Origin of the sequence: Streptomyces sp. NBC_01142, assembly GCF_026341125.1 — a bacterium.
Lineage (GTDB): Bacteria > Actinomycetota > Actinomycetes > Streptomycetales > Streptomycetaceae > Streptomyces.
In genome coordinates, this window is record NZ_JAPEOR010000005.1 from 52,601 (window position 1) to 74,842 (window position 22,242).

The following is a 22,242-nucleotide window of genomic DNA, read 5'->3' on the forward strand; positions in this document are numbered from 1 at the left end:
CCCAAGGAACTGCCGCCGTGCACCTCAGCACCCGCCTGCACCTGCTCGACCTCATCCGGATCTCGGCCAGCGCCGAGAGCGCCTGCCGGGCCGCCGACCGGGCCGCTCGCAAGGCCTCGATCCGCCGCAAGGAGGCCGCCGCCACGCGCCGCCAGCGCCGTCTCGCGCTGCGCAGTGCCCCCAGCGGCGGCGCGGTGGATGCGCTCGCCGACGCCGAGCGCGTCTACCGCGAGCGCGCGGCCGACGTCGATGCCGCAGGTGCCCGGTGGCGCCGCGCCTTCACCGCGAGCGCGCGGGCAGATGCCCGGCTCGGGGGCGAGCTCGCCTCCGCCCGGGTGCTGACCGGATCGGACCGGCCCCGCGCCAAGGGCGGCCGCACCAAGGCGGAGACCGCGCTGCTGGCAGAGCTCGCCGCGATGCCCGCGACGCTGATCGAGGCCGCGCACGCCATCCTCGTGCAGTCCAGCGCGGGCAAGGACTCGGTCGTGGCGCTCGATCGCGTGGTGCGGTGGGCGAAGGCCGCCGGCTGCCTCGACAAGGTCGTCGTGGTCCACGCCGATATCGGCGAGGAAGCGGAGTGGCCCGGGGTCCGTGATCTTGCCCAGCAGCAGGCCGAGCGGTACGGGCTGCGCTTCGTGGTGGTCAAGGCGTCCGTCGGGTTCCTCGGCATGGTCGAGAAGCGCGGTCTGTGGCCCGACGCCCAGAACCGGCTGTGCACCTCCACGCTGAAGCGCGACGAGGCGGCCAAGCTGTTCACGCAGATCGTCGACGAGCTCGGCCTCGACGACCAGGCGCTGATCGTCAACTGCCTGGGCATCCGCGCCGCCGAGTCGCCCTCGCGCCGCAAGAAGCACGAGCTCGCCATCGACCACCGCGCCAGCAACGGACGCCGCCTCGTGCTGACGTGGCACCCGGTGTTCCACCTCTCCGAGACGGATATCTGGCAGGAGATCGCCGACCAGACGCTCGACTACCACCCGGTGTACGACACGCTCATCCCCCGTCTGAGCTGCATCTTCTGCATTCTGGCGTCCTTCGAGGTGCTGGTGCGGGCAGTCCGGCTGTGCTGGGTGCTCGGCCTTCCGACCCCGAAGACGTATGTCGACCTGGAGCAGCGGATCGGGCACCGCTTCAAGAACCAGTTCAGCCTGGCCCAGGTCGTCGAGGAGGCCTCCCGCCGGGAGGCCGCAGAGGGCCCGCTCATCTGGCGCCGTGGCGACGCAATCCGCCACCACCTCGGCGAGGACGCCGCCGCCGCCTACCTCCACCGCCTGGCACTCGCCGCCTGACAACGAGACGGACCCTCATGACGACCACCATCCCGAGTGCCTGCCGGCACTGCGGCATCGGTCACCGCGAGCACGCACAGCGGTGGACCACGGCGGCCGGATGGCACCAGTGGACCCCGCCCACCCAGCAGCAGATCAAGACCCGCATGCTCGCCCGCCGCGCCCGCACCGGCCGCCCCTGACCGCGCCCGGTGCCCGAAGTCCCTGCCCCCGTACGAAAGGCCTCGTCCTTGCTCCTCACTCCCGCGCCCTCGCCCGCCGCCCTGGTCCCGCTCGTCGGCACCACCGACTTCGACGCCGAACTCGCCCGGCTTCTGGACACCCTCGACGCCTCGCAGCTCAACGACATCGAGATCGCGTGTGTCCGGCGCCAGAGCGCCCACTACGCCGACAAGTTGGTCACCGCGCTGCGCCACCGCACCCGCGAGGTGGTCGCGAACAAGGAGACCGACTCGCGTTGGCCGGTGGTCGCCGTCGCCTTGGACACCTGGGAGTGGGAGAACGGCTGGTTCTGGTGCGAGTACAGCGCCGAGCTGCGCCACCTCGACGGCACGGTCAGCACTGTCGACCTCGCCTTCGACGACGTGAGCGAACTGCTGGCCGACCTGGCCGGCACCGACCAGCCCCTGAACGGCGACACCCTCACCGTCGACCTGCTCACCGGCGACGTCACCCAGTGAACCCCCGCCCCGCTCCGGCCCCCACCGCCCGCCGCGCTCCCGCCGCCGGGCCCCGGCGCGGCGGCCAACCCCGCACGACCACCACGGTCGTCTACGACTGCGCGCACCTGCGGGTGCGTGCACGCGAGGGCGACGTGCTGTGGTTCGTGCGCGACGTCGCCGCCGCTCTCGGGTTCCGGCTGCCGCTCACACCGGGCGCCGCGGTGCCGCAGGTCCTGGTGACCACCGACGAGCTGCGCGCGGTCATGACGGCCGCCGGCTTCCGCCCGCCCGCCGCCTTCACGGCCTGGGTGGCCGAACTGCCGCACCGTCTGCCCCGCCCCGGATCCGCCCCCGTGCCACGGCGTTGACTTTCCCGCCCCCGTCGCGCCGGCGCCCTCAACTCCCAAGGAATCTGCCCGTGTCCACCGCCGCCCCCGTCCTGTTCTCGCTGCCCGCCCCCCGCGGGCCGGCCCGGCCCGTCAAGCCGAGGACGGTCTTGTCGTACGGTCTCGGCGCCGACTCGACCGCGATCCTGCTGATGTTCCTCGAGGACCCCGCTCGCTACGGACTCGAACCCGACCTGTCAGATTTGATCGTTTTGCATGCCGTAACGGGCAATGAGTGGCCGGATTCTCTCTCGTACGTGGACCGGTTCGTGCTCCCGCTGCTCGCCGAGCGCAGGGTGCGCGTGGTTCAGGTGGCGAGGATGGGCCGGTCCGACTCCGACGGGGTCCTGGTCCTTGATGACTCACGCGCCACCCGCCGCATCCATCAGGCCGGCCCGTGGCGGCTGTCGGACTGGCTGCTGACCGGCGGCACCGTGCCCCAGATGGCTTCCGGGCGTAGGACCTGCTCAATTCGGTTTAAGGGATGGTGCCTTGACCACTGGGCCTTCGCCGAGTTCGGCCAGGAGACCTTCCGCCGCGTCATCGGCTACCACGCCGGGGAGCGGCCGCGGATGGAGAAGGACTCGAAGATCCAGGACCGGCTGAACGAGAAGGCCGGGCGGGTGATCTGCGAGCCCTCGTATCCGCTGGTGGACGCCGGGATGGACCGGGCCGCGGTGGAGGCGTACGTCCTTCAGCGCCTCGGCGAGCCCATCAAGAAGAGCTATTGCACCTTTTGCCCCTTTAGTGGCGTGTGTGCATCGCGGGATCGGCACGAGGACCGGCTGCGCGAGCACCCGGACCTCGCCGCCGATGCGCTGGCGATGGAGTACGCCTCGATGGCGCTGAACGAACCGATGTCGCTGTACGGCACGCGGTCGCTATACCAGCAGCTCGCCGAGGACGAGCGCAACGACGCGGTGCTCACCGCCTTCGAGGAGCGCCTGGACGCGGCGCCGTTCTCCCTGTACGAGGTGCGCCGCCTGTACCTGCCCGGCCGTACGAAGGACTGCCGCCGCCATCACGGGACCCGGTGTCCCCGGCCGCGCTGGTGGTGCCGCACCGAGCGGACCACCGCGTGCCGGCGCGCGCACTCGTCGTACGAGATGGGCGACGACGACGAGCGGACCGAGCTGGCGCCGCAGTGCGCCGGTCTCGACGCCGGCTGCCGCGGCGACCAGGTCAAGGGCGCGGCGTGGCGGTCGGTGCGGACCGTGTGGGAGGGCTCGCGACTGGAGGCGGAGTTCACCCTGCTCGACTGGTCCCGTGAGGAGGGCGTACGGCTGCGCCACGGCGAGCGCTCGCAGATCAAGCGTCTGCACTATCTCGACCGGGGCGAGGGGTATCCCGCGGCGGAGGCGTACCTCGTGGCCGCGCCGAGCGGCGCCGACGACAAGAACAGGGATTCCTTCGAGCGCAGGTGGGTGGAGATCACCGGGCTCATCGGGACCCGGTGGGATCCCATCCGGCCGCTCGTTCGTCACCCGCTCAGTCGCGGCTCGCGCGTCGTGCCGGTCATCCGTCCCTCGGGCGTGACGCGTGTGCCCGCACTGGAGGCGGCCTGATCCGTGCGCGCGGGCCGGCCCCGTTCAGGGTGTGGTGCGCCGGATCGGGCAGCGGCTGCCGAAGGTGTCGACGGCGAGGCGCACATGTACCGAGGACTACACGAAGCTGGGCGCGATCCGGTCGAGGAGCGCAGGCCGCGTGCAGGGCAACTCCGGCGAGCTGCTGCCGTAGCTGAGAGCAGTCTCCAGCGAGTGCGCGGCTGCGCGGCGAGGGGGGCGCACGGGAGCACGGAGCTCGGATTCCGGCAGTCGCCGGGGTGCGGCATCGCTACGATGACGGCCTGGCCAGACACGTACTGCCAAGGCCGCCGTCATCGCCGTCCACGCCCGCTGATGACATTGCCGGCAAGGGTTTGCGGACCCCGTGGTGAGCGACTCCGCCTTGTTGGTCTCTGATTCCGCTGTGGCACGCGGCGTGGGTCTCGGTGTCACGGCCGAAGGAAGCGACCTCGTGACCAAGAAGCGCACGACCGCAAAGCAGCGTGCCCGGGAACTCCAAGCCCTCATGCCACAGCTCTCCTTGAGCGAAGCCCTCGCCCTCGTCCGCTCCGGATCCACCACCGCAGTGCCCACGCGCCAGGAGGCCCGCGTCGCTCTGCAGGAGCTCGCCGCCGACGCCGCGGTGCACGCGAGTTGGCGGGAGCGGATGCGGCATCACCTGGTTGAGGCGGCCGATTCCGGATGGCCATCGCCTCAGACCTGTCGGGAGTTCTGCACCGACCTGCACGCCGCGGCCGGCGGGGGCCCGATCGAGATGTGGGACCGGCTGCGGGTCCCGATGGCGATGATGGACATGCCGCTGCCCCAGGTCCTCCAGGCCATCGCCGCCATGGCGCGGGCCGCCGGCGTTCAGCGCTACGCGAGCTGGTTCGGAGTGCAGCCGCCGGAGGGGACGCAATCACCCTGGGACACGGCTGGTCCGTGGCACCATGCCGCGCAGCAGTACGTGTTCGCGGTCGTGCTCGCCTTCGCCGGCCCGCTGCGCGATCTGTTGCGGCATCCGTACGGACAGATTCCGCTGGCGGACGACGTGGTCTACGGGATTGCGCCGGTCCCGGGCCGACGCTCGTTCCGGCAGATCTGGACCTACACACCGCACGGGCTGCGGATCCAGGCCGTGACGTACCCGCGGCCCTGGGGAACCGAGCCCGTGCACGGCAGTTTCGCGGTCACCGCGGCGGCTGACCGGGTCCTCGTGGCCAGGGCCCTCCTCGCGCACGCCCTCGGCGGCAGCGCCCCGGCTGCTCAGGGGGCGTGCTCCGGTTGCCAGGGCACCGGCTGGCTCGAGGCCCTCGACGACCAGCACGCCGCGCACCGGCCTCACTACCACCGTGGGGAGCCGTCGGTTCCGGTGGCATGCCTGTGCGGTCTCTGCCGCGGCAGTGGCCTTCGCGGCCTGCCCGCACGGGAGTTCGCCGACGCGTTCCTCACGCCCCTCCCGTCATCGTGGAGGATGCGCCGCAGCGACGTCCTCCAGTGGGTGGCCGGCCGGATGGTCCCGACCGAGGTGGAGGTGCCGGCGACCTGCGCGCCCGGCCTGCAGACGGCCTATGTCGACTCCGTGGTGTCCGCCCTGGTCCAGGCGGAGTTCACCGTCGATGACCGGGACGACGGGTACGGCGTCGACTTCGACACCGCCGGCAATCTCGGCGCCTGGGTCACCCTGCCCGGCCACCCCTTCCCCGGCCCGAACGGCTCCAAAGGGTCCTTCCTGACCTGGGCCGACGACCGGGGCTGGTGCGTCACCGCCCACAATGCCGACCCGTCCGCCCCCGCCAGCCTGATCACGACGCGACCGCGCCGCGCGCTGTGCCCGGGAGTCCTGGTGCCTGCTCCGGACTAACTTGTCGCGGCGCTGGCCGGCATGGACCGCGAGGAAGCCCGAGGGAAGTGGGAGCCCCCTTCCGACTTCACGTCCGACTCCTACGCCCAGGTCCTCGCCTATCTCCCGTGACCTCTGCGAGCCCGCACGCGGCGGTCATATCGGCCCGGCAGCCGAAGAATCAAGCCCGGCGCAGGCGGGCGGAGTCCTCCCACTCGCGCCATGCGGCGTACTCCTGACGCACGTACCCGCGCAGTCCCTCGGGCGACTGCCACTGGGGCGATTCGGCGCCGAGAAGGCCTTCGACGTGGACCTGGTCGAGCTCGAGGTCGAGGTGCAGGAGCAGGTCGGCGGCCATCACGGCCGCGTCGTCGGCGTCGGCGGCCTGCTCCTCGTCGATCAGGGCGCCGTGCGCGGCGACTTGCATCGCGTGGGCGGCCCGGTCGAGGTAGGCGGCCTGGCGCAGGTAGAAGAGCCGGTATCCGCCGTGGTCGACCGCGGGCCCGCGGCCGTCCCGGGCCGCCTGGGCGCGCAGGTTGATGCCCTCGGCCCACAGGGCCAGGGTCAGTTCCTCCTCGGCCAGGGCGGGGGCCGTGCCGTACGCCTGGTCGTAGTCGGGCGCGAGGAGGTGTGGGAGTTCGGCGGGATGCCAGCGGTGGCCGCACAGCAGGCAGGCGAACGCGGCGACGGACGGGGCGCCTTCAGGCGGGTCGAGCTGGGCTTCGACTTCGTCGCTCGGGCACTTCGGGCAGTGGATCACGAGGTGGTCGGGCATTGGTGTCCCTTTCGCCGTGCGGGTCATGTCAGCTGCTCCCCTCCCGCCTGGCGGCGGACAAGGGGCCGGTGCATGACGACGGCCCCTGACCACAGCTGATGTGGTCGGGGCCGCCGACGTGAGTCCGGGAGATCCTCATTGCGCTCAGCCGGAGGACGAGGCCGTGTCCGGTCCGCTCGGGACGGGCTCCGCGATCGGTGCCGGCTCCACGGGCGATGTGGCCTGCCCTTCGGCCGGTGGCGCGTCCGGCGGGGTCGGGGAGGGCCAGGGCAGATTGGTGAACTTCGCGGTCACGGTCAACTCCAGGTGTCAGGGCGGGTGGCGGTGCCGGGACGCAGCGAGCGGGCGAGGGGGTAGCAGGCGGCCACGGCGAGCGCGGCGCTGGCTGCGAGGAGGACGGCGACCAGCGGGCGGCCGCCGGCTTCGAGGGCGAGTGCGATCCCGAGCGGCGGCAGGGAGGCGAGCGCAGTCGCCCCGCTGACGACGGCCTGGTAGCGGCCGGTGGCGCCGGGCGGGGCGGCGGTGGAGATGTAGGCGCCGACGGCGACGCTGTAGAGGACTTCGCCCGGGACCAGGACGACGGCGGCGATCGCGTAGCCGAGGGCGGTGTGCTGGAAGGCGGCGATGGTGATGCCGAGGCCGAGGATCGCGGATCCGGTGGCGAGCACGGGCACGAACGGGAACCGGACGGCGTCGCCGCGGCCGACGAGCAGGCGCATCAGGGGCGGGGTCAGGGCGAGGACCGCGACGGTGTTGGCGACCATGGCCACGCCGAAACTCGTGGCCGGGAGATGGTCGCTGGTCATCAGCAGCGGGAGGACCGAGACGAGCCCCCAGGCGCAGAACATCGAGCAGACGGCGACCACGGTGATCCAGCGCAGCGTCGGATCGCCCAGGACCTGCCGGTAGGTGAGCGATGGGGCGCCGGCGGCTGCCGCCTTGGGGGCCAGGGTCCGGCGGGCGACGAGCGCGAAGGCCAGGCACACGACGGCGTTGACGACGAACAAGGCCCGGTAGCCGTGGTGGTGGGCGAGGTAGCCGCCGGCGCCACCGCAGATCGCGACGCCCACGTTGCTTGCGAAGTACGTCCAGGTCTGCGCGCGGGTGCGGCCAGCCTCGGTGGGGATCGCCTCGTTGATGGTGGCCGAGACGGCCGGCCGGTGGGCTTCCATGGTCAGTCCCAGGCACACGGCGACGGCCAGCAGCGCGGGCAGGGAGGTGGCGACGGCAAGCGCGAGGCACGCGAGCGCGGAAAGGATCATCAGGGCGACCAGGGCGGCGCGTTGGCCGAGCCGGTCGGTCAGCGCGCCGGCCGAGGCCTGGCCCAGGCACCAGCCGATCCCGAATGCGGTGAGGGCGGCGCCGGCCGCGGTGGTTCCATGTCCGGTGCCGTCGGCCACGTAGTAGCCGAGGAAGTCCCAGCTGAACCCGCCGGCCTTCACCGCGAGCGAGCTGATGATCAGGATCCGGACGACGGAGCGCGCCGTCGGCGCGGTGGGCACGGCGGTGGTGGCCGGTGCGTGTGTGGCCATGCGGCGTCTCCCTGCAGGTCCCACCTGCGGTCGTCACGATGGGGGCGGACAGCCCGAAGGCGGCCGAACCAGAGGTGCGGCCGCCTTCGGTGTGCTGCTCGTGCCTTACGGGCGCACGAAGCGGACGGAGCGAACGGACCGGACGGAACTCTTACGGCAAGGGCGCATGAGCCTCTCCTCTTCAGTGGTGCCGACCCCCCGAAAGCCGGGGATGTGGTGAACGTATGGGCAGGTCAGCCGCACAGTGGCCGGTCCGGTGCACCCCGGACATGCTTGAAAGGCGAAGCATGTCCGGGGTGCACCGATTCCCGGGCGCGGGCTCGGTCACGCCGCTGCGCGGCGGGGGTCCTCCGGAGCCGGCGGTGCGGCGGACGCGTCGGTGCGCAGCAGATGAGTGGTGTCGGAGCGTGGGATGCCGAACCGCAGCGCGGCCTGCTCGGCGATGGCGGTGACGGTCTGCTCGGCCGCGTGGGGGTGGTGCTGGGTGAGCCAGCCGAGGACCTGGTCGACGGAGGGCGAACGGGCGTCTCCGGCAGTGAAGTTGGCGAGGGCGGCCTGTGTGAGGACTTCGGCGAGCGCCTGGGCGGGCGGGGTGTCCTGCAGCCGGTCGGCCACGAGGTGCGCGAGGTCTGCGGCGACGTCCCGGACGGCGTCCGGGGTGCGGTGGCGCAGAGCCCACCGGGCGCGCCGCTCGGGGTCGTCCCACAGTGCGGCGAACAGGACCGGGTCGAGGCGCCGTCGGATCTGCTCGGCGCCCGCCGGTAGGACCGGGCGGTCGCGGTGGGCCGGCCAGCGGGCGGCGGCGGGGCGGCGCCGGTGGGCGGCCCAGTTCTCGGCGACGGGACGGGACCACATCGGCCGGCCTGCGACGATCGCCTGCGGCTCGGGGACGGCGCCCTGTCCGCGGCTGATGTAGGCGCGCAGCGCCGAGGCGCTGATGGAGGCGGTCGCGGCCAGGGCAGTGGTGCCGATCAGTTGGTCGCCGGTCAGCTCGGGGGCGGTGAGGGTGACCACGCAGGACTCCGGCGGCAGTTGCCCGTCGGCTGTGGTGCGGTGGGCGGCCCAGCGGGCCAGGTCGTGACGCCATTGCGCAGTGTCCACGGCCGCGCTCTCCCCGGTCAGGGCGGCCGCCCGGTGCAGGTGCCCGCGGCCGGCGTCGGCCAGCGGGTCGTCGAGGAGGTCGGCGGCGGTGACGGTGGCTGCGGCGGGCACGGGCTGCTGCTCGAAGGCGCCCGCGGCCTCGTCCCACAGCTGGGACGGCCGGTGCCAGCGGGTGCCGTCCCACCAGTAGCCGCCGGCCCTGGACACCAGGGGCCAGTCGCTCTGCCAGTCCCACGGTCCGGTGCCGTCGGGGCCGGCTTCGTACAGCAGGACGGTGCGGCCCAGGTGCGGGTGGGCGTGGACGATCCACACGAGGCCGGCGCACTCCGGGTCCGGGGTCCGGGTGGGGCGGGGCGCGGTGGCGGCCGGGGGCGGGCCGGCGCCGAGGTGGGTGTCGTCGACGAACGGCAGGCCGGGGACGGGGTGGTCGGTGTTGGCGCCGTTCGCGAGGAGCCGGTGTGCAGCCATGGTCGTGGGTGTCCTTCGGGCAGGTTCGGTGAAAGAGGCGGTCAGGCGACGCGGCGGGCGGGCGCGGGGGCCGGATCCCGGCGGCAGGGGCCGGCTGCCCGGCTGGCCGCCCGGCGCAGCAGGACCGCGAACTCCTGCGCCCGAAGCGGCTCGTGGAACAGCGGGTCGGCCCCGGTGAGGCTGAGGACGGCGACCAGGTGTGGCCCGCGCAGGACGGGCGTGGCCAGGGTGCAGATGCCGGGACATCGGCGCAGCGCGATCCGGCTGGAGCGGATGGTGTCCCGCGTGGCGGCCGGCAGTACGAGCGGACGGTCGTCGGCGTTGACGGCGAGCTCGGCGGGAACGTACGCGAGCGCGGCGCGTCCGGCGGCGGTCGTGCGCGGGTCGTCGTCCTGCTGCGCGGCCGCGGTGCGCAGCTCGGGGTGGGGGCACGCCAGGTCGACGAGCGTGAGGTGCAGTCCGAGGCCGAGCCTGAAGTGCGGCTCGTGCCAGGCCACGGCGAGCCCGGTCTCCTGCTGCAGGTCCTCGACGACGCGGCGGACCGGCGCGGTGGCTGCGGCCGTGCCGGCGGGGTTCGTGGTGAGCGGTGCGGCGTCGCGGGTGATCCGGTAGGTGCCGCGGCGGGTGCCGTGCTCGACGAGGCGCTCCAGGGCGGCGGCCTTGAGGAGCTTGGAGGCGTGTGAGGGCTGCAGGCCTGCGGCGCGGGCGATGTCGGCGAGCTGGTGCTCCTGGTCGGCGCCCAGGCTCAGCAGTGCGTGAAGGACGCGGAAGCCTCGGCCGGCGGACTGCGGCGGCTGCCGGCCGTCGCTCACGGCGGCGAGGAGCGGGGGCACGGCGGGCGGGGACCAGTACGCGGACGAGGAGGGTCTCGGCGGGACGTCGATGCGGGACATGCAACCTCCGGGTCAGTGCGGCGCGGTGAGGCTCCAGACGTCGAGGGGGGAAGCCGGGGAGCCGGCCTGGGCGCGGCTCCGAGTCGGCGACATCGGGGGCGGTCAGGGTCGGTCAGGGTCGGTACGGGCGGCGGCTCGGTCGGAAGGCCGGCGGCTCGGTGGGGGCCGGCACGGCGACGTCGTCGAAGTCGTCGTCCCCCGCCGTGCTGAGGTTGAAGTAGCGGGGTTCCACGAACAGGTGCTGGGCCCGCCATTCCGGCGGCGGGGACAAGGGCGCGGGCCGGGGCCGTCGCACGGCCCCCTCGGTGCGGCCCGGCGGGATGCGGCGTTGGGTGTGCACGACGTCTCCTTCTCTACTTCTGGCCCGGCAGGGCGACGCCCGTGCTGGCGTCGGTGGGCAGCACCTGGTTGGGGCAGCCGGCCAGGACGCGGGTCATGGCGGTCTTCTCCGGCGGTGTGACCCACAGGTGGTACTTGGCCTTGACCGCGATCTGCCGTGCGACGTACGAGCAGCGGAAGGTCTTGTTGGGCGGAAGCCAGGTGGCCGCATCCGCGTCGGACTTCGCGGAGTTCGCCGGGCCATCGGCGGAAATCAAATTCAAGGGGTCGTTGCCTACTGCACGCCTTTGTTCCTGGGTGAGTTGGGCGGCGCCGGTGCGCCAGCTCGCGCCGAGCGCGACGGCGTGGTCGATCTGCACCTTGGCGCTCTGCGGGCCGCGGACGAAGTTGATGCGCTTGCCGGTGTAGGGGTCCTCGAGAGTGCCGGTTGCGATCACGCAGCGGGAGGTCCCCTTGAACGTGATCTTGTGCAGGTCGCGGCGAAGAACATCGTTTCGGGTATCGCACGAATTGCCCGATCCGGGCGCGGTGGTGGTGTCCGACCAGGCGGGCCCGAACTTGGCTTCGCGGTCGTATCCGGTCATCGGGGCGGGGCCCTTGACCGTGAGGCGGGCCAGGGCTCTCTGGGCGGTGCCGGCCGCCGCCGGACCCTGGGCGGCGGCCTTCGCGTTGTCGCTGCCGGGCTGGTCGGCGAGGGCGGAGCAGCCGGTCAGCGTGGCGGCAAGGGCGACGCCGGCCAGTGCCGCGCGGCGGGTGGTGACGTTCAACTCGGCGGTACCTCTTCTTGATCCGGGTGGGCGCCGCTGCCGCGGCGCCCCTTGATGATCACGCAGAGAGCGGGCGGGAGGAGGCAGGCGTGTGCAGGGCGTGTGCGAAGGCCCTGACCTGTTCCACGGCACCGTCGAGACCTGCCGGTGCTGACCCCTGCAGCAGGGGCCGGATCAGCGGGGAGCCGATCACGACCGCGTCAACGAACGGAGCCACCTGTTCTGCGAGTTGGGGGGTCGAGATGCCGATTCCGCCGACCACGGGCAGGCGGGAGTGCGTGCGCAGCCGTGCGGTGAAGTCGTTGAGCGCGGGCAGGTCCAGTTCCCCCTGATAGCCGGTGGGCGCGGGGGCGGCCGGGGCGTAGATCCAGCCGGAGGCGGCCGTGGCGATCGCGGCCAGCTGATCGTCGTCGGCGCTGCGCGGGGCGAATTGCGGGGTGTGGATGCCGGCCTTCCGGGCGGCTTCGATCCATTCGCCGGCCTCCGACGCGGGCAGGTCGGGGATCATCGCGCCGGCGGCGCCGGCCTGGGCGAGGTCCTGGGCGAAGCGCTGGATGCCGAAGTCGAGGACGGGCGCCCAGTAGCTCATGGCGACCACGGGGACGGCGGTGCTGGAGGCGGTGAGGCGGATGGTGGAGAAGACGTGGGCCATGCGCGCGCCCTGGCCCAGGGCCTGTGCGTACGCGGCGGAGATGTCCGGGCCGTCGAGGGTCGGGGTGTGGTGCGGGACGCCCACTTCGAGGAAGTCGGCGCCGTGGCGGGTGAAGGCGCGCAGGGTCTCGATCCCGGCCGTCCAGTTGGGGAAGCCGGCGGGCAGGAACGCGCCGAGGGCCGGTCGTTGGCGGTGGGTGAGCAGTGCGGTCAGCCCGGTGGCGGCAGGGGTCAGCGTGGTCATGACGGGGGCGCCTTTCGCAGGGCGTGGGGGTAGTGGGGCCCGCGATCTTGCGGTGGGTGGCACGCGCGCGGGGGCGAGGGATGCCGGGCCCCGGCCGCCGCTGGGCGGCGGCCGGGGCGGAGCCGGGACTAGCCGGCGAGGTGGAACTTGATCATGTCCTGGCGGATCCAGCCGAACGTGCCGGCCGGCAGCCCGCCCTTGGACCGGTTGATGAGCTTGGCCTTGTACCAGGAGCCGCTCTTGCAGTAGAGGCCCAGCTGGTCCTTGTCGTAGACCAGGCCCTTGGACTTGTACGAAGTGGACGGTCCGGTGCGGAAGTTGATGCCGTTGCCATCGACCTCGGCGCCCTGGTCGTAGTTGGAGCAGTCGCTGCTGGCGGCTGACGCAGTCGGCGCCAGGACGGCGGCACCGCCTGCCAGCAGTGAGACGGACAGGGCGACGGTGGCGAAGCGCTTGAGTACGGCCATGGCCTTCAAGGTCCCTTCAGGAGTGGTGGAGTTGCCCGGTGGCCCGCCATTGCGCGGGCCACCGGGGCCGGGGCGCGTCAGGGCGCCCCGGGCGTGGTGCCGTCAGGCCTGGTCGGCGGTGCGGCGGTCAGCACGGCGCTTGCCGTAGCCGACGACGCCCACGGTCGCCAGGCCGGCGGCGAGGAAGCCGCCGGCGGTGAGGGCGAGCGCTGTGTTGCCGTCCGCGCCCGTGTGCGCGAGGCTCCCGGCGGGCGTGATGGTGTCGCTGGCGCTGATCTGCTCGGTGGCACCGCCCTTGGGCGAGTTGTGCGAGCCGCCGCCCTTGCCCGAGTCCCCCTTGCCCGAACCGTCACCCGAGCCGCCGCTTCCCGAGGTCGGGTCCGGTGACGGCTCGATGGTCGGGTCGGTGCCCGGGTCCGTGGGGTCCGTCGTGGGCGGGTCCGTCGGGTCCGTGGTCGGCGGGTCCGTCGGATCCGTCGTGGGCGGGTCCGTCGGGTCCGTGGTCGGGGGATCCGTCGGATCCGTCGTGGGCGGGTCCGTCGGGTCCGTGGTCGGGGGATCCGTCGGATCCGTCGTGGGCGGGTCCGTCGGGTCGGTCGTCGGGGGATCCGTCGGATCCGTGGTCGGCGGGTCGGTGGGGTCGGTCCCCGGCTCGGTCGGGTCCGTGGTCGGCGGGTCGGTGGGGTCCGTGGTCGGCGGCGTCGTCGGGTCGGTCCCCGGCTCTCCGGTCGGGTCCGGGCTCGGGGAGTCGGCCTTCGCTGAAAGCTCCAGCTCCAGCGCGAGTGACGCGTCGTCCGTCGCCGAGGCGGACACCTTGGGTGATGGTGAGTCGGTGGCGGCGAGTGCAGCCGGGGCGGCCAGGGCCCCCGAGGCGGCGACGAGCGCGGCGGTCGCCACGACGCGACGCAGCACGCGCGTACGGGTCTTACGCATGAGTGAGATCAGCCTCCAGTGCTGGCATGAGCAGGCCCGGCCGGACGACGCATCGGGCGCCGAGGCGAGGTGCCTGCTGGTGAATCGATCTTCGAAGCGGTGGCCTGTGGACAGAGTCCGGAGATTTCAGGGCCGTCTCGCCAGCTGGCCCGCCGGCTGGGTGAGATGGCGGGCGAGCTCGCCGGGGTCACCGGTGTAGTGGCTGCTGAGAAGCCCGAGACGGGCCGCCGCTTCGACGTTGTCGGCCCGGTCGTCGACAAAGAGCGTCTGCTCCGGGGAAGGCCATCCGGCCACGGCGAGGGCAGCCTCGTACGCACGGCGGTGCGGTTTGTTCACACCGATTCGCGCGGAGTACACGGTCTTGGTGAACAACGTGGCGCACCAGTCGGTCGCGTCGAGCGCTGCAGCCAGGGGCCGGGGAGCATTGGACAAGAGCACCAAGGGAGTTCCGGCCCGGTGCGCGGCGTGCAGGACCTCCAGCACGGCCGGGTCGATGGTCGTCCACATCTGGGTGTCGGCGTGGGTCAGCTCCGCCAGAAGGGCGCTGCCGGGCCTGGCCGACAGACCACCACGTAGCAGGCCGTCCCAGAAGACGTGCGTGGTGATCGTGCCCTCGTCGTACGCCGTGCGCCGCTTCCAGAACGCCTTTTGGAACGCCGCGGCCTCCTGCGCGGGCCATCCGGCGAGTTCGGCCAGGCCCCTCCACTGGGTGGGGCTCGGCTGCACGCCGAGGACCCCGTTGTAGTCGAGAATCGCGGCCTCAAGTCGTCTGCGGCGCAGGGTTGTCGGGGTAGGTGCGGTCATCGTTGCTCCAGGGCTCGGTGGGCGGTGAGCGCGACGCAGGCCGCCAGGACAACGGGCAGTGCGAGGGCCGCGGGCAGGCTGGTGAGGGAGGCGAGCGCGCCGATGGCAGCGGGGCCGGCGAGCAGGCCGAGGTAGCCGGTCGCGGCCACGGCGCCGACAGCGCGGGGCCCTCCGCGTCCGGCGGCGGTGATGAGTGAGGGGACGGCCGTGGAGAGGCCGAGACCGATGGCCATCCAGCCGAGGAGCGCACTCGGGGTCGTGCCGATGGCCACGCCGGCGCCAAGGCCGACGGTGGCCAGAACCGCCCCGGCGCGGACCATGGCGGGTGCGCCGTAGCGCGACGTCAGCCGGTCGCCGAACAGTCGGCCGATGGCCATGGCGGCGCTGTAGACGGCGTACGCGGCCGCGGCGGTCGCTTCGGAGGCGTGCAGGGAGCGCAGGTGAACCGCCGACCAGTCTGCGGCGGCGCCCTCGGCGAGCAGACACGCAGCCGCAAGCGCGCCGAGCAGCCACACGGTGACGCGGCGAGAGGGGACCACCTGGGTGTCCTCATCCGCCGGTTCCGCGCGCTCAGACATTCCGTCGAGGCTCTGTGCGGTGCGTACCGCACGGTGTGCTGCGAGGGCTGCGAGAACGGTGCCGGCACCGACCAGGGTGAACAGCAGGCGGTACGGCATCCAGGTTGTGGCGACCACCAGCGCGGCGCCGCCGAGCGCACCGATCGAGTAGGCGGCGTGCAGCCCCGACATGATCGGCCGCTGGTAAGCCCGCTGGCAGTTGACGGCGGAGGAGTTCGCGCCGACGTCGAGCAGACCGTGGGCGCAGCCGAACACCGCCGCGCCCAGGACCAGCGTCGGCAGCGTCCGGCACTGGCCCAGAAGGATGAGGGAGCAGCCGAACGCGATCGTCGGTCCGACGAGCAGGTGCGATGGCCCGCGCCGGGCGGCCAGGCGCCCGCCGGCCTGAAGCCCGGCGACCATGCCAGCTGCTGCGCCGAGCAGGACGATCGCGAGCTGGCCTGCACTGAGGTGGACGGCCGTCTGGACCGCGGGCAACCGTGCGCCCCAGACGGCCATAGCGATGCCGAGGGCGGCGAAGACGCCGGTCAGCAGCCGCCGGTCTGCTGTCGGGGGCGCCGTCGGCACGGCCTGCGCGTTAGTGGTCGTCATCTCGCCACCCGGAGGGTGAGCGGCCGGGGGGGCCGCGGTGTTCGGCCGGCGCGGGGGCGGAGTGTGCTGCGATGACGCGGGATCCGGTGACGGGCACGCGTGAGCATGACGATGTGCATGACGTCCTCACGTGGAAGGCGGCAAGAGGGCAGTGGAAGGCTTGGCGAGTCGGTTCTCGCCGTGGGCGGAGCGCAGTTGGTCACCGGCCGGTGGTGAGCACTGAGCATCACCTGGTCAGCCTGTGGATGGAGTTCGCGCAATCTCCGGCCTCGACTACCGAAAAGCGCCTATTTGGCGGCTAATGTCGTCTACGCGACGACAGTTGAGGTTGCCGAATGCCGAATTGGCCCTGGGCGTCCTGTTCCTGGGCCTGGCCCTGGTCATGGCGTAGCCCCGCGCCCCACTACGGGCGAATGCCGGGCGCACTGACGCTCCACGACGGCTGCTCGCCTCGAGCGGGCAGTCCGGTGCCGGCTGATGTGATCGCCGATGACAGGCGCGTGCGCCCCAGACGACAGCGCAGTTGTCACGGTCGCCGAGTACGACGAGGCCCGGCGCACACACGGGGGATGTGCGCCGGGCGCTGGGGTCACGGTAGCCGCAGGGCGGCGCGCTGCGGGGGCGAATGCCCCGGTTCATCTCAATCCGGCCAGCGGCTCGGCTGTTTGGCCGCAGGCGGCCGGAGGTGAGGGCGCGCGGATCGCGTGAGACGCCGGCGAGGCCTGCCACCATGGGGCGATGACCCTCGCAGTCGCACTCGCCGTCGGGACGGTGGTGGGATACGTGCTCAGGTGCTGTCGTCCTGCCCGGCGGGCGGTTCAGTGGGGGGCAGTACGGCGGCCGCGATGGCCAGGGCGGGGACGGGATCGGCGAGCATCGGCAGCGAACCGAGCAGGAACCCGCCTCCGATGAACAGCAGTTGGCGGGCTGGCGAGCCCGGCCAGGTGCGCCGGCCATAGAGCAGTCCGCCCGTCAGGCTACCGACGGCGAGCGCGGCAGGGATCAGCGTCACCAAGTAGCCGGCGTGGTGGCGTTCCGCCGCCGCGAGGGCCACCACGTTCAAGGCCCCCAGGGTGATGCCCGCTCCGAACAGGGCGGCGGCCAGGGCGCGCAGGCCAGGGACCCGGATCGGTCCGATCCAGTGTGTGCGGGTGGGGACCGGCTGCCAGGTGCGGGTGGGTGGGGCGGTGAGGAACAGCGCGGCGCCCACCCCTCCGATCACGGCGGTGGCGGTGAGCACGAGGGCGGTGCCGTTCACGGCGTCGAGTCCGAGGACGAGGAGCGGCCCGCCGATGAATACGAGCTCCTGGGCGCAGGCATCGAGAGCGAGCGCGGCGCGGCGGTGCTGCGGGTTGTCGACGACGTGCGGCCACAGGACGCGGAGCGCGGCTTCCAGCGGCGGCGTGCACAGGCCTGCGGCCGCCGCGACGACTGCGGCGGGGGCTTGGTGGTCGGCCGGGTGGAGGAAGGCCAGGACCAGGAAGGCCGCGGTGGAGGCGAGGGAGGTGAGTCCGATGGCGAGGCGGTGGCCGTGCCGGTCCAGCAGGCGTCCCCACAGCGGCTGCCCGATCGCAGCGGCCAGTCCATACACGGCGGCGAGGACTCCGGCGAAGCTCAGCGTGCCGCCGTCGGCGCGGACGGCGATCAGGATCGCCAACGGGGCCATGGCGACGGGGAGGTGGCCTATGACCGCGCCCGCCAGGAGGCGGGTGACGTACGGGGTGGCCAGGACGTCGCGGTAGCGGGAGGCCGCGCGGACAGCGGATCTGCGCGGACGGTGCAGGAGGGGGCTGGTGGTCATGGGCGAGCGGTCCTTGGTGTCGTACGCCGGGGAGGGTGCGCGGCGGCCGCGCGGGAGGAGGGGCCGGCCCATCCCGGGGGACGGGCCGGCCTGCGTGGAGGACTCCTCGTGGACCGGGCGGCGCCCGGCGACCGGGATCGGTCCCGACCAGGGCCTGCGCCCAACTGGACGGGAGCGTGGGGGCAGGCCCTGCGGCGAGGGCGGCGCAGATGCCTACGATGAGTCCTCATCAGGGGCCGGCGACTATCCGGCCTTGGGGAAGACCGGCGGGGTCCAGCCGATGTACTTCGCGCCCCACTTGGTTTCGAACAACTCGGCGTCGACGACGTCGATGTAACCCGGCCTCAAGATGTCGTTCGAGGCGACCTTGCCGCCTCCGAGGTAGACGGCGATGTGCCCGGCCCGGTGGCCTGTGTCCCAATACATCAGGGCCCCCGCGGGGGGATGGCGGTCGCCGTCGTGCTGCATGGACTTCGGGACGACTTGGTAGTGGTCGATGGCGTAGTTGACGCCGGAGAACTGCCAGCCGTAGACGATCGCGGTGAAGGCCAGGCAGCGCTGGTACCAGTCGGCGGAGGAGCCCGGCCCGGAGTGCTTCTTGGCCCAGGCGATGGCCTCATCCACCGAGCGCGGGTTCTTCAACTCCCAGGTCTGCTTGCCGTCGGTGAACTTGCCGCCGGCGCTGCCGCCCGTGCCGCCGCCGGTGCCCGGCTTCGCCACGCCGCACCCGTTGTTCTCGCTGGTGACCGGCGTGCTGTCGCCGCCGGCGCTGCTGGAGTCGCCGGAGCCGGTGGTGGAGCCGCCGCGCTCGAGGTTGATGTCGGCGTCCTTGGCGAGCTTGCGCATCGCCGTCTCGTGCCCGGCGTACAGCTCGGGGTGGGCGGAGTTCTGGACCTTCTGGGCGGCCGTGCCGAGGGGGAGCTTGTCCCAGCCTTTGACGTCGACGAGGCCGCCGTTCGTGCCGCGGCCGAGGAAGAACGATTCGGCGGAGTAGCTCGGCGTCATGATCTGCTGCTTGGTGCCCCAGTCCATGGAGGGCCGCTGCTGGAAGAGCCCCACCGAGTCGCGGTCACCGTGATCCAGGTTCTGCATCGTGCTCTCCTGCATCGCGGTCATGAGCGCGATGAGGGTGGCGCGGCCGGGCAGCTTGGCCTTCTTGGCCGCCTTGTCGATCTCCTTGGCGTACTCGACCTGCTGGTCGTGCAGGGTGCCGGAGGCCTGGCTGCCGGCGCCGTCGGCGTCCGAGACGGCGGAGGCGTCTGCTGTGCCGGGCCCGGTGTCCTCGCAGTCGGAGGCGCTCGCCTTCCCGGCGGGGAAGAACATGCCGAGCAGGAGCAGCCCGACGAAGAAGACGACCAGGGCGATGGCGCCGAACTTGAGCTGCGCGCCCTTCTTGACGACTCCGGTGGCCTTGAGGGCGCCGCGCATGAGATCCCGCTCGTCCACGGCTACTCCTCCAGCCCGAGGACGCGGGTGACCATCCAGCGGGAGGCGGCGTCGGCGCGCGCGACCTCGATGGTCAGGTGGCGGGTGTAGCTGTAGGGGTCGGTGGCCTTGACGTCGAGGGTCACGTCAGCCTGCAGGTAGACGCGGACCGAGGTGTCCGGTGCGGGCCGGTCCTTCGCGCTGGGCCGCCCGACGTCGACCTTGGTGGGCTTGGCCTCGGTGGCCTGCGCGGCGACCAGCTGGTTGAAGTCGCGGTCGTCGTGCTTGGTGAGGTTCTCCACGAGGGGGGTGGAGGCGTACGGGGCGGCACGCTGCACGGCCGCCTTGTGGCTGCCGTCCTGGACCGGGCGGCGTTCGGTGTAGGCGGTGACGAATGCCCTGGCGACGGCCTCGGGGTTGTCGGCCACCGTGGGCGCGCTCGCCGTGGGCGTGGGCGAGGCGCTGGACGGCGCTTCGGGCGCCACCACGGTCGGAGTCGCCTTGGGCTTCGCGGTGTCGGCGCCGTGGTGGTCGGGCCACAGCCAGGCAGCGCCTGCAACAGCCGCCGCCACGATCAGGGCGATGACCGGGATGACCGCCGGCGTGGGGGTCTTCTTGCGTTCCTCGCGGATCCACTCGGTGCGCTCGTCACGGCGGGCCGAGCGCCACCGGCGCTTTGCCTTGCGGCGCTTGCGGCCGCGCAACTCGTCGATCTCGGGCGGGAGTTCCTCCCGGGCCAGCAGCTCGCGCCACTCGGCGGCGCTCTGCGGCACCGGCGCCCGCCCGGACTTCCTGCGGGACGTGGCGGAGTCGGTGTCAGGGGTGCGGGGGTCCTTCTCGTGCGTCACAACGGGCTCCGTACGGGCGGCGCATAGGGGTATGCGGGCATGGCGAGATGGCCCCGGGGCGGTCCGGCCGCCTGTTGCGGCCGGACCGCCGGGGATCTCGTGCGGGTGGAAGGGGTGGGCGGGCGCCCGGGGTCAGGCGGGCTCAGGAACTCCCGCGCGGGCGAGGCGGTCCGTTACGGGTTCCGCTGGCCGGCAGGGCGCCGCTGCCCGGCGGGCGGCCGGGCGTACGCGGCGGCCGCGGGGTGGCCGGCGGCGGATAGGTGCGGAACCTGGCGCCGGTCGGGTTGGCCGGCCGGTTGATGACGGTGCCCTGGATGGTGGTGGGCCTGTGGGACGGGTTGGCCGGCGGGACTCCGGTACGCCGGGGCGCGCCGGGCCGCACGGTGTAGCCGCCCGCGGTCGTGCCTCCCGGCCCAGTGCGTCCGGGGCCGCTGGGCCGGCGCGGTCCGGGGCGGGGTCCGGTACCGGGGCGGGTGCGCCGTCCGCTGGGCGCGCCGGGACCAGTGCCGGCGGGACCGGTGGGTCCTGACGGTGCGCCGGGGAGGCCGGGGCCACCCGGTCCGGGCCGGTGCGCGGTGGGCGGGTAGCTCGGCGGCGGCGGGATCGTGCGGCTGGGACGGCTGCGGACATCGCCGGTGTTGGACGATCCGCTGCCGGAGTCGTCGCCGCTGCCGCCGCGTCCGCCGCCGCGGCTGTCGGGGGTGGGGTGACGGTCCATGTCGCCGAAGCGGCCCCGCCTCCGGCCGCCGCCGACTGCGTTGCGCAGGCGGCGGGCGGAGCGCATCCGGCCGAGAGTGGAGAGCACACCGCGGCCGGCCATCTGGGCGCCGCCGGCGCCGACGATGCCGTCGAGGCGGCCCTTGACCTTGAACGCCATGGCGGCGGCGCAGATGTTGAGGGCGCTGACCATGAGCCAGCCGTAGGTCGGCAGCAGCGACATCATCGCGACGCAGACCACCATGACCGAGCCGAGGAGCATGGTCGCGGTGAACGAGACCATCACCAGACCGATGAGCATTTCAAACCATTGCACCCCCCACTGCCTCGGTTTTCCTGGAATGCACCAGAGGGTGGCGAATGCGACGCCGCAGACCAGCAGCATCAACGCGCCGATGAGACTGGCCAAAGTCGTGAAGGCCAAGGTCAGGGCGAGGGCGCAGAAGATGACGCAGCTGATGATGCCGGCGATGAGGACACCGATCCGGCCGCCGGGGGTGTGTCCCTGGCGCCACTGGACGGCTTCACTGCCGACGGTCTCGTCGTTGAGGGTGGAGGAGAGGTAGTCCTCACGCGCGTCCATGTCGGTGCCGAGCTTGACGACCTCGTTGCCCCACCTCTGGCATGCCTTGACGGACCCAAGATCCGCTATGCACCAGGGCGTTGCCACATATGTGCGCCACACCGCGTCGCCGGCCCGGCGGACCGTGTTGTCCTTCTCGTTGTCCGACCACTTCGGGGTGGGTGTCTTGAACGGCATCGCCGCGTCGTCGTTGCCGGACAGACCGGCGCCGATCGTGGTCATGGCGACCGAGGCGCCCAACTGCCGTCCGTTGTCGACGCCCTTGACCCAGGTGGCGGGAGCGACAAGGAAGGTGGTGGCGATCGCCGCGCTCGCAGCGACCCAGGCGAGCTGCCCGAGCGGGGAGGACTCCGACTTCTTGGCCCAGGCGACGAAGGCGCCGACCGCGACGGCGGTCGGCAGGAACGTCGTCATCATCGGGCCGGCCGCGGCGCCGATCGCCTTGGAGATGGCGCCCTCGACCTCCGGGAGGCTGACCACGTTGAAGCACCAGCCGACCACCACCACGGCGGCCCGGCCCACCAGGGTGAGGACCTGCATCAGCATGTTCCCGAACCCGTGCAGCCAGCCGTCGATCAAGTCGCCGCCGGTCAGGTCGTCCGAGAGCTGCTTGTCGAGCTGGTACACCTCGGGGCTGTAGGACTCGAACAGCGTTCCCTGGCCCGGGGGTTTGAAGGGAGACGGCATCATGTCGCCGATGCCGCCCGGCTTGTAGTCGTCGGTGCCGTCGGCGGCCGCGGCCGGTGCGAGGACGCCGAGGGTGGCCAGGATGCCGGCCGTGGGGATCATCAGGGTGCGCAGCCGCGGCAGGGCGAGCCAGATCCGGATCGCCGCGTAGCGGAATCGTTTCAGCAGTTGCTTCATGCCATCGGCTCCAGACCGTCGGCCACCGGGTCTGGGGTGGCGCCGGCGCCCGGGGCGCCGGTGGCCGCGCAGGCCGCGACCGTGGCGGTCAGGTTGCGCTGTCGTGAGGTCACGGCGGGCTGCCTCCTTGGTTCGCA

Annotated in this window: 22 protein-coding genes; 6 read left to right on the top strand and 16 right to left on the bottom strand. The window is 72.8% G+C overall.

Annotated features, from left to right (window positions below):
- Positions 1–17: 17 nt before the first annotated feature.
- The 6 genes from OG883_RS43725 (at position 18) to OG883_RS43750 (ending at position 5,745) form a co-directional block, all read left to right on the top strand.
- Positions 18–1,289 (top strand): phosphoadenosine phosphosulfate reductase family protein, encoded by a 1,272-nt coding sequence (locus OG883_RS43725; protein WP_266553970.1) that lies wholly within the window; start codon positions 18–20, stop codon positions 1,287–1,289.
- 17 nt (positions 1,290–1,306) lie between these two features.
- Complete coding sequence (locus tag OG883_RS43730; protein WP_266553972.1) at positions 1,307–1,471, top strand: hypothetical protein; 165 nt, start codon at positions 1,307–1,309, stop codon at positions 1,469–1,471.
- Positions 1,472–1,519: 48 nt separating this feature from the next.
- Complete coding sequence (locus OG883_RS43735; protein WP_266553974.1) at positions 1,520–1,969, top strand: hypothetical protein; 450 nt, start codon at positions 1,520–1,522, stop codon at positions 1,967–1,969.
- Positions 1,966–2,319 (top strand): hypothetical protein, encoded by a 354-nt coding sequence (locus OG883_RS43740; RefSeq protein ID WP_266553976.1) that lies wholly within the window; start codon positions 1,966–1,968, stop codon positions 2,317–2,319. The genes OG883_RS43735 and OG883_RS43740 overlap by 4 nt, the downstream gene beginning before the upstream one ends.
- Before the next feature lie 50 nt (positions 2,320–2,369).
- Positions 2,370–3,902: a hypothetical protein gene (locus OG883_RS43745; protein ID WP_266553978.1), complete on the top strand. Its 1,533-nt coding sequence runs from the start codon at positions 2,370–2,372 to the stop codon at positions 3,900–3,902.
- A gap of 451 nt (positions 3,903–4,353) precedes the next feature.
- Positions 4,354–5,745, top strand: coding sequence for a hypothetical protein (locus OG883_RS43750; protein WP_266553980.1), 1,392 nt, complete (start codon positions 4,354–4,356; stop codon positions 5,743–5,745).
- 160 nt (positions 5,746–5,905) lie between these two features.
- Here the strand turns inward: OG883_RS43750 and OG883_RS43755 are convergent, their stop codons facing one another.
- From OG883_RS43755 to OG883_RS43830, 16 genes are all read right to left on the bottom strand, one after another.
- Positions 5,906–6,499, bottom strand: a complete 594-nt coding sequence (locus tag OG883_RS43755; protein ID WP_266553982.1) for a hypothetical protein — start codon at positions 6,497–6,499, stop codon at positions 5,906–5,908.
- A 144-nt stretch (positions 6,500–6,643) separates the two neighbouring features.
- Positions 6,644–6,793 carry a hypothetical protein gene (locus tag OG883_RS43760; protein WP_266553984.1) on the bottom strand — a complete coding sequence of 50 codons (150 nt, stop codon included), beginning with the start codon at positions 6,791–6,793 and terminating at the stop codon, positions 6,644–6,646.
- Between the two features lie 2 nt (positions 6,794–6,795).
- Positions 6,796–8,031, bottom strand: coding sequence for an MFS transporter (locus tag OG883_RS43765; RefSeq protein ID WP_266553990.1), 1,236 nt, complete (start codon positions 8,029–8,031; stop codon positions 6,796–6,798).
- 324 nt (positions 8,032–8,355) lie between these two features.
- Positions 8,356–9,600 (bottom strand): hypothetical protein, encoded by a 1,245-nt coding sequence (locus OG883_RS43770; RefSeq protein ID WP_266553992.1) that lies wholly within the window; start codon positions 9,598–9,600, stop codon positions 8,356–8,358.
- A gap of 41 nt (positions 9,601–9,641) precedes the next feature.
- Positions 9,642–10,493: a hypothetical protein gene (locus tag OG883_RS43775; protein ID WP_266553994.1), complete on the bottom strand. Its 852-nt coding sequence runs from the start codon at positions 10,491–10,493 to the stop codon at positions 9,642–9,644.
- 112 nt (positions 10,494–10,605) lie between these two features.
- Positions 10,606–10,833 carry a hypothetical protein gene (locus tag OG883_RS43780; RefSeq protein ID WP_266553996.1) on the bottom strand — a complete coding sequence of 76 codons (228 nt, stop codon included), beginning with the start codon at positions 10,831–10,833 and terminating at the stop codon, positions 10,606–10,608.
- Positions 10,834–10,846: 13 nt separating this feature from the next.
- Positions 10,847–11,599: an HNH endonuclease family protein gene (locus OG883_RS43785; protein WP_266553998.1), complete on the bottom strand. Its 753-nt coding sequence runs from the start codon at positions 11,597–11,599 to the stop codon at positions 10,847–10,849.
- A gap of 58 nt (positions 11,600–11,657) precedes the next feature.
- Positions 11,658–12,494: a tryptophan synthase subunit alpha gene (gene trpA / locus OG883_RS43790; protein WP_266554000.1), complete on the bottom strand. Its 837-nt coding sequence runs from the start codon at positions 12,492–12,494 to the stop codon at positions 11,658–11,660.
- A 128-nt stretch (positions 12,495–12,622) separates the two neighbouring features.
- On the bottom strand, positions 12,623–12,961 hold the full coding sequence (locus OG883_RS43795; protein WP_266554002.1) for an SH3 domain-containing protein: 339 nt from the start codon (positions 12,959–12,961) through the stop codon (positions 12,623–12,625).
- 102 nt (positions 12,962–13,063) lie between these two features.
- Complete coding sequence (locus OG883_RS43800) at positions 13,064–13,894, bottom strand: hypothetical protein (protein ID WP_266554004.1); 831 nt, start codon at positions 13,892–13,894, stop codon at positions 13,064–13,066.
- A 126-nt stretch (positions 13,895–14,020) separates the two neighbouring features.
- A complete protein-coding gene (locus OG883_RS43805; RefSeq protein ID WP_266554006.1) occupies positions 14,021–14,698 on the bottom strand; it encodes an HAD family phosphatase in 678 nt (225 codons plus the stop codon).
- Positions 14,695–15,867, bottom strand: coding sequence for an MFS transporter (locus OG883_RS43810; protein ID WP_266554008.1), 1,173 nt, complete (start codon positions 15,865–15,867; stop codon positions 14,695–14,697). The genes OG883_RS43805 and OG883_RS43810 overlap by 4 nt, the downstream gene beginning before the upstream one ends.
- 787 nt (positions 15,868–16,654) lie before the next feature.
- Positions 16,655–17,668 carry an MFS transporter gene (locus OG883_RS43815; RefSeq protein WP_266554010.1) on the bottom strand — a complete coding sequence of 338 codons (1,014 nt, stop codon included), beginning with the start codon at positions 17,666–17,668 and terminating at the stop codon, positions 16,655–16,657.
- 243 nt (positions 17,669–17,911) lie between these two features.
- A complete protein-coding gene (locus OG883_RS43820; RefSeq protein ID WP_266554012.1) occupies positions 17,912–19,114 on the bottom strand; it encodes a peptidase M23 in 1,203 nt (400 codons plus the stop codon).
- Between the two features lie 2 nt (positions 19,115–19,116).
- Positions 19,117–19,941: a hypothetical protein gene (locus OG883_RS43825; protein WP_266554014.1), complete on the bottom strand. Its 825-nt coding sequence runs from the start codon at positions 19,939–19,941 to the stop codon at positions 19,117–19,119.
- A 142-nt stretch (positions 19,942–20,083) separates the two neighbouring features.
- A complete protein-coding gene (locus OG883_RS43830) occupies positions 20,084–22,105 on the bottom strand; it encodes a hypothetical protein (RefSeq protein WP_266554016.1) in 2,022 nt (673 codons plus the stop codon).
- Positions 22,106–22,242 lie beyond the last annotated feature (137 nt).

Bases quoted from the DNA above. Each gene is read 5' to 3' on its own strand.
- OG883_RS43730 (WP_266553972.1), top strand. From the start codon at position 1,307: ATGACGACCACCATCCCGAGTGCCTGCCGGCACTGCGGCATCGGTCAC.
- OG883_RS43755 (WP_266553982.1), bottom strand. From the start codon at position 6,499: ATGCCCGACCACCTCGTGATCCACTGCCCGAAGTGCCCGAGCGACGAA.
- OG883_RS43765 (WP_266553990.1), bottom strand. From the start codon at position 8,031: ATGGCCACACACGCACCGGCCACCACCGCCGTGCCCACCGCGCCGACG.
- OG883_RS43770 (WP_266553992.1), bottom strand. From the start codon at position 9,600: ATGGCTGCACACCGGCTCCTCGCGAACGGCGCCAACACCGACCACCCC.
- OG883_RS43775 (WP_266553994.1), bottom strand. From the start codon at position 10,493: ATGTCCCGCATCGACGTCCCGCCGAGACCCTCCTCGTCCGCGTACTGG.
- trpA (WP_266554000.1), bottom strand. From the start codon at position 12,494: ATGACCACGCTGACCCCTGCCGCCACCGGGCTGACCGCACTGCTCACC.
- OG883_RS43795 (WP_266554002.1), bottom strand. From the start codon at position 12,961: ATGGCCGTACTCAAGCGCTTCGCCACCGTCGCCCTGTCCGTCTCACTG.
- OG883_RS43800 (WP_266554004.1), bottom strand. From the start codon at position 13,894: ATGCGTAAGACCCGTACGCGCGTGCTGCGTCGCGTCGTGGCGACCGCC.
- OG883_RS43805 (WP_266554006.1), bottom strand. From the start codon at position 14,698: ATGACCGCACCTACCCCGACAACCCTGCGCCGCAGACGACTTGAGGCC.
- OG883_RS43810 (WP_266554008.1), bottom strand. From the start codon at position 15,867: ATGACGACCACTAACGCGCAGGCCGTGCCGACGGCGCCCCCGACAGCA.
- OG883_RS43815 (WP_266554010.1), bottom strand. From the start codon at position 17,668: ATGACCACCAGCCCCCTCCTGCACCGTCCGCGCAGATCCGCTGTCCGC.
- OG883_RS43830 (WP_266554016.1), bottom strand. From the start codon at position 22,105: ATGAAGCAACTGCTGAAACGATTCCGCTACGCGGCGATCCGGATCTGG.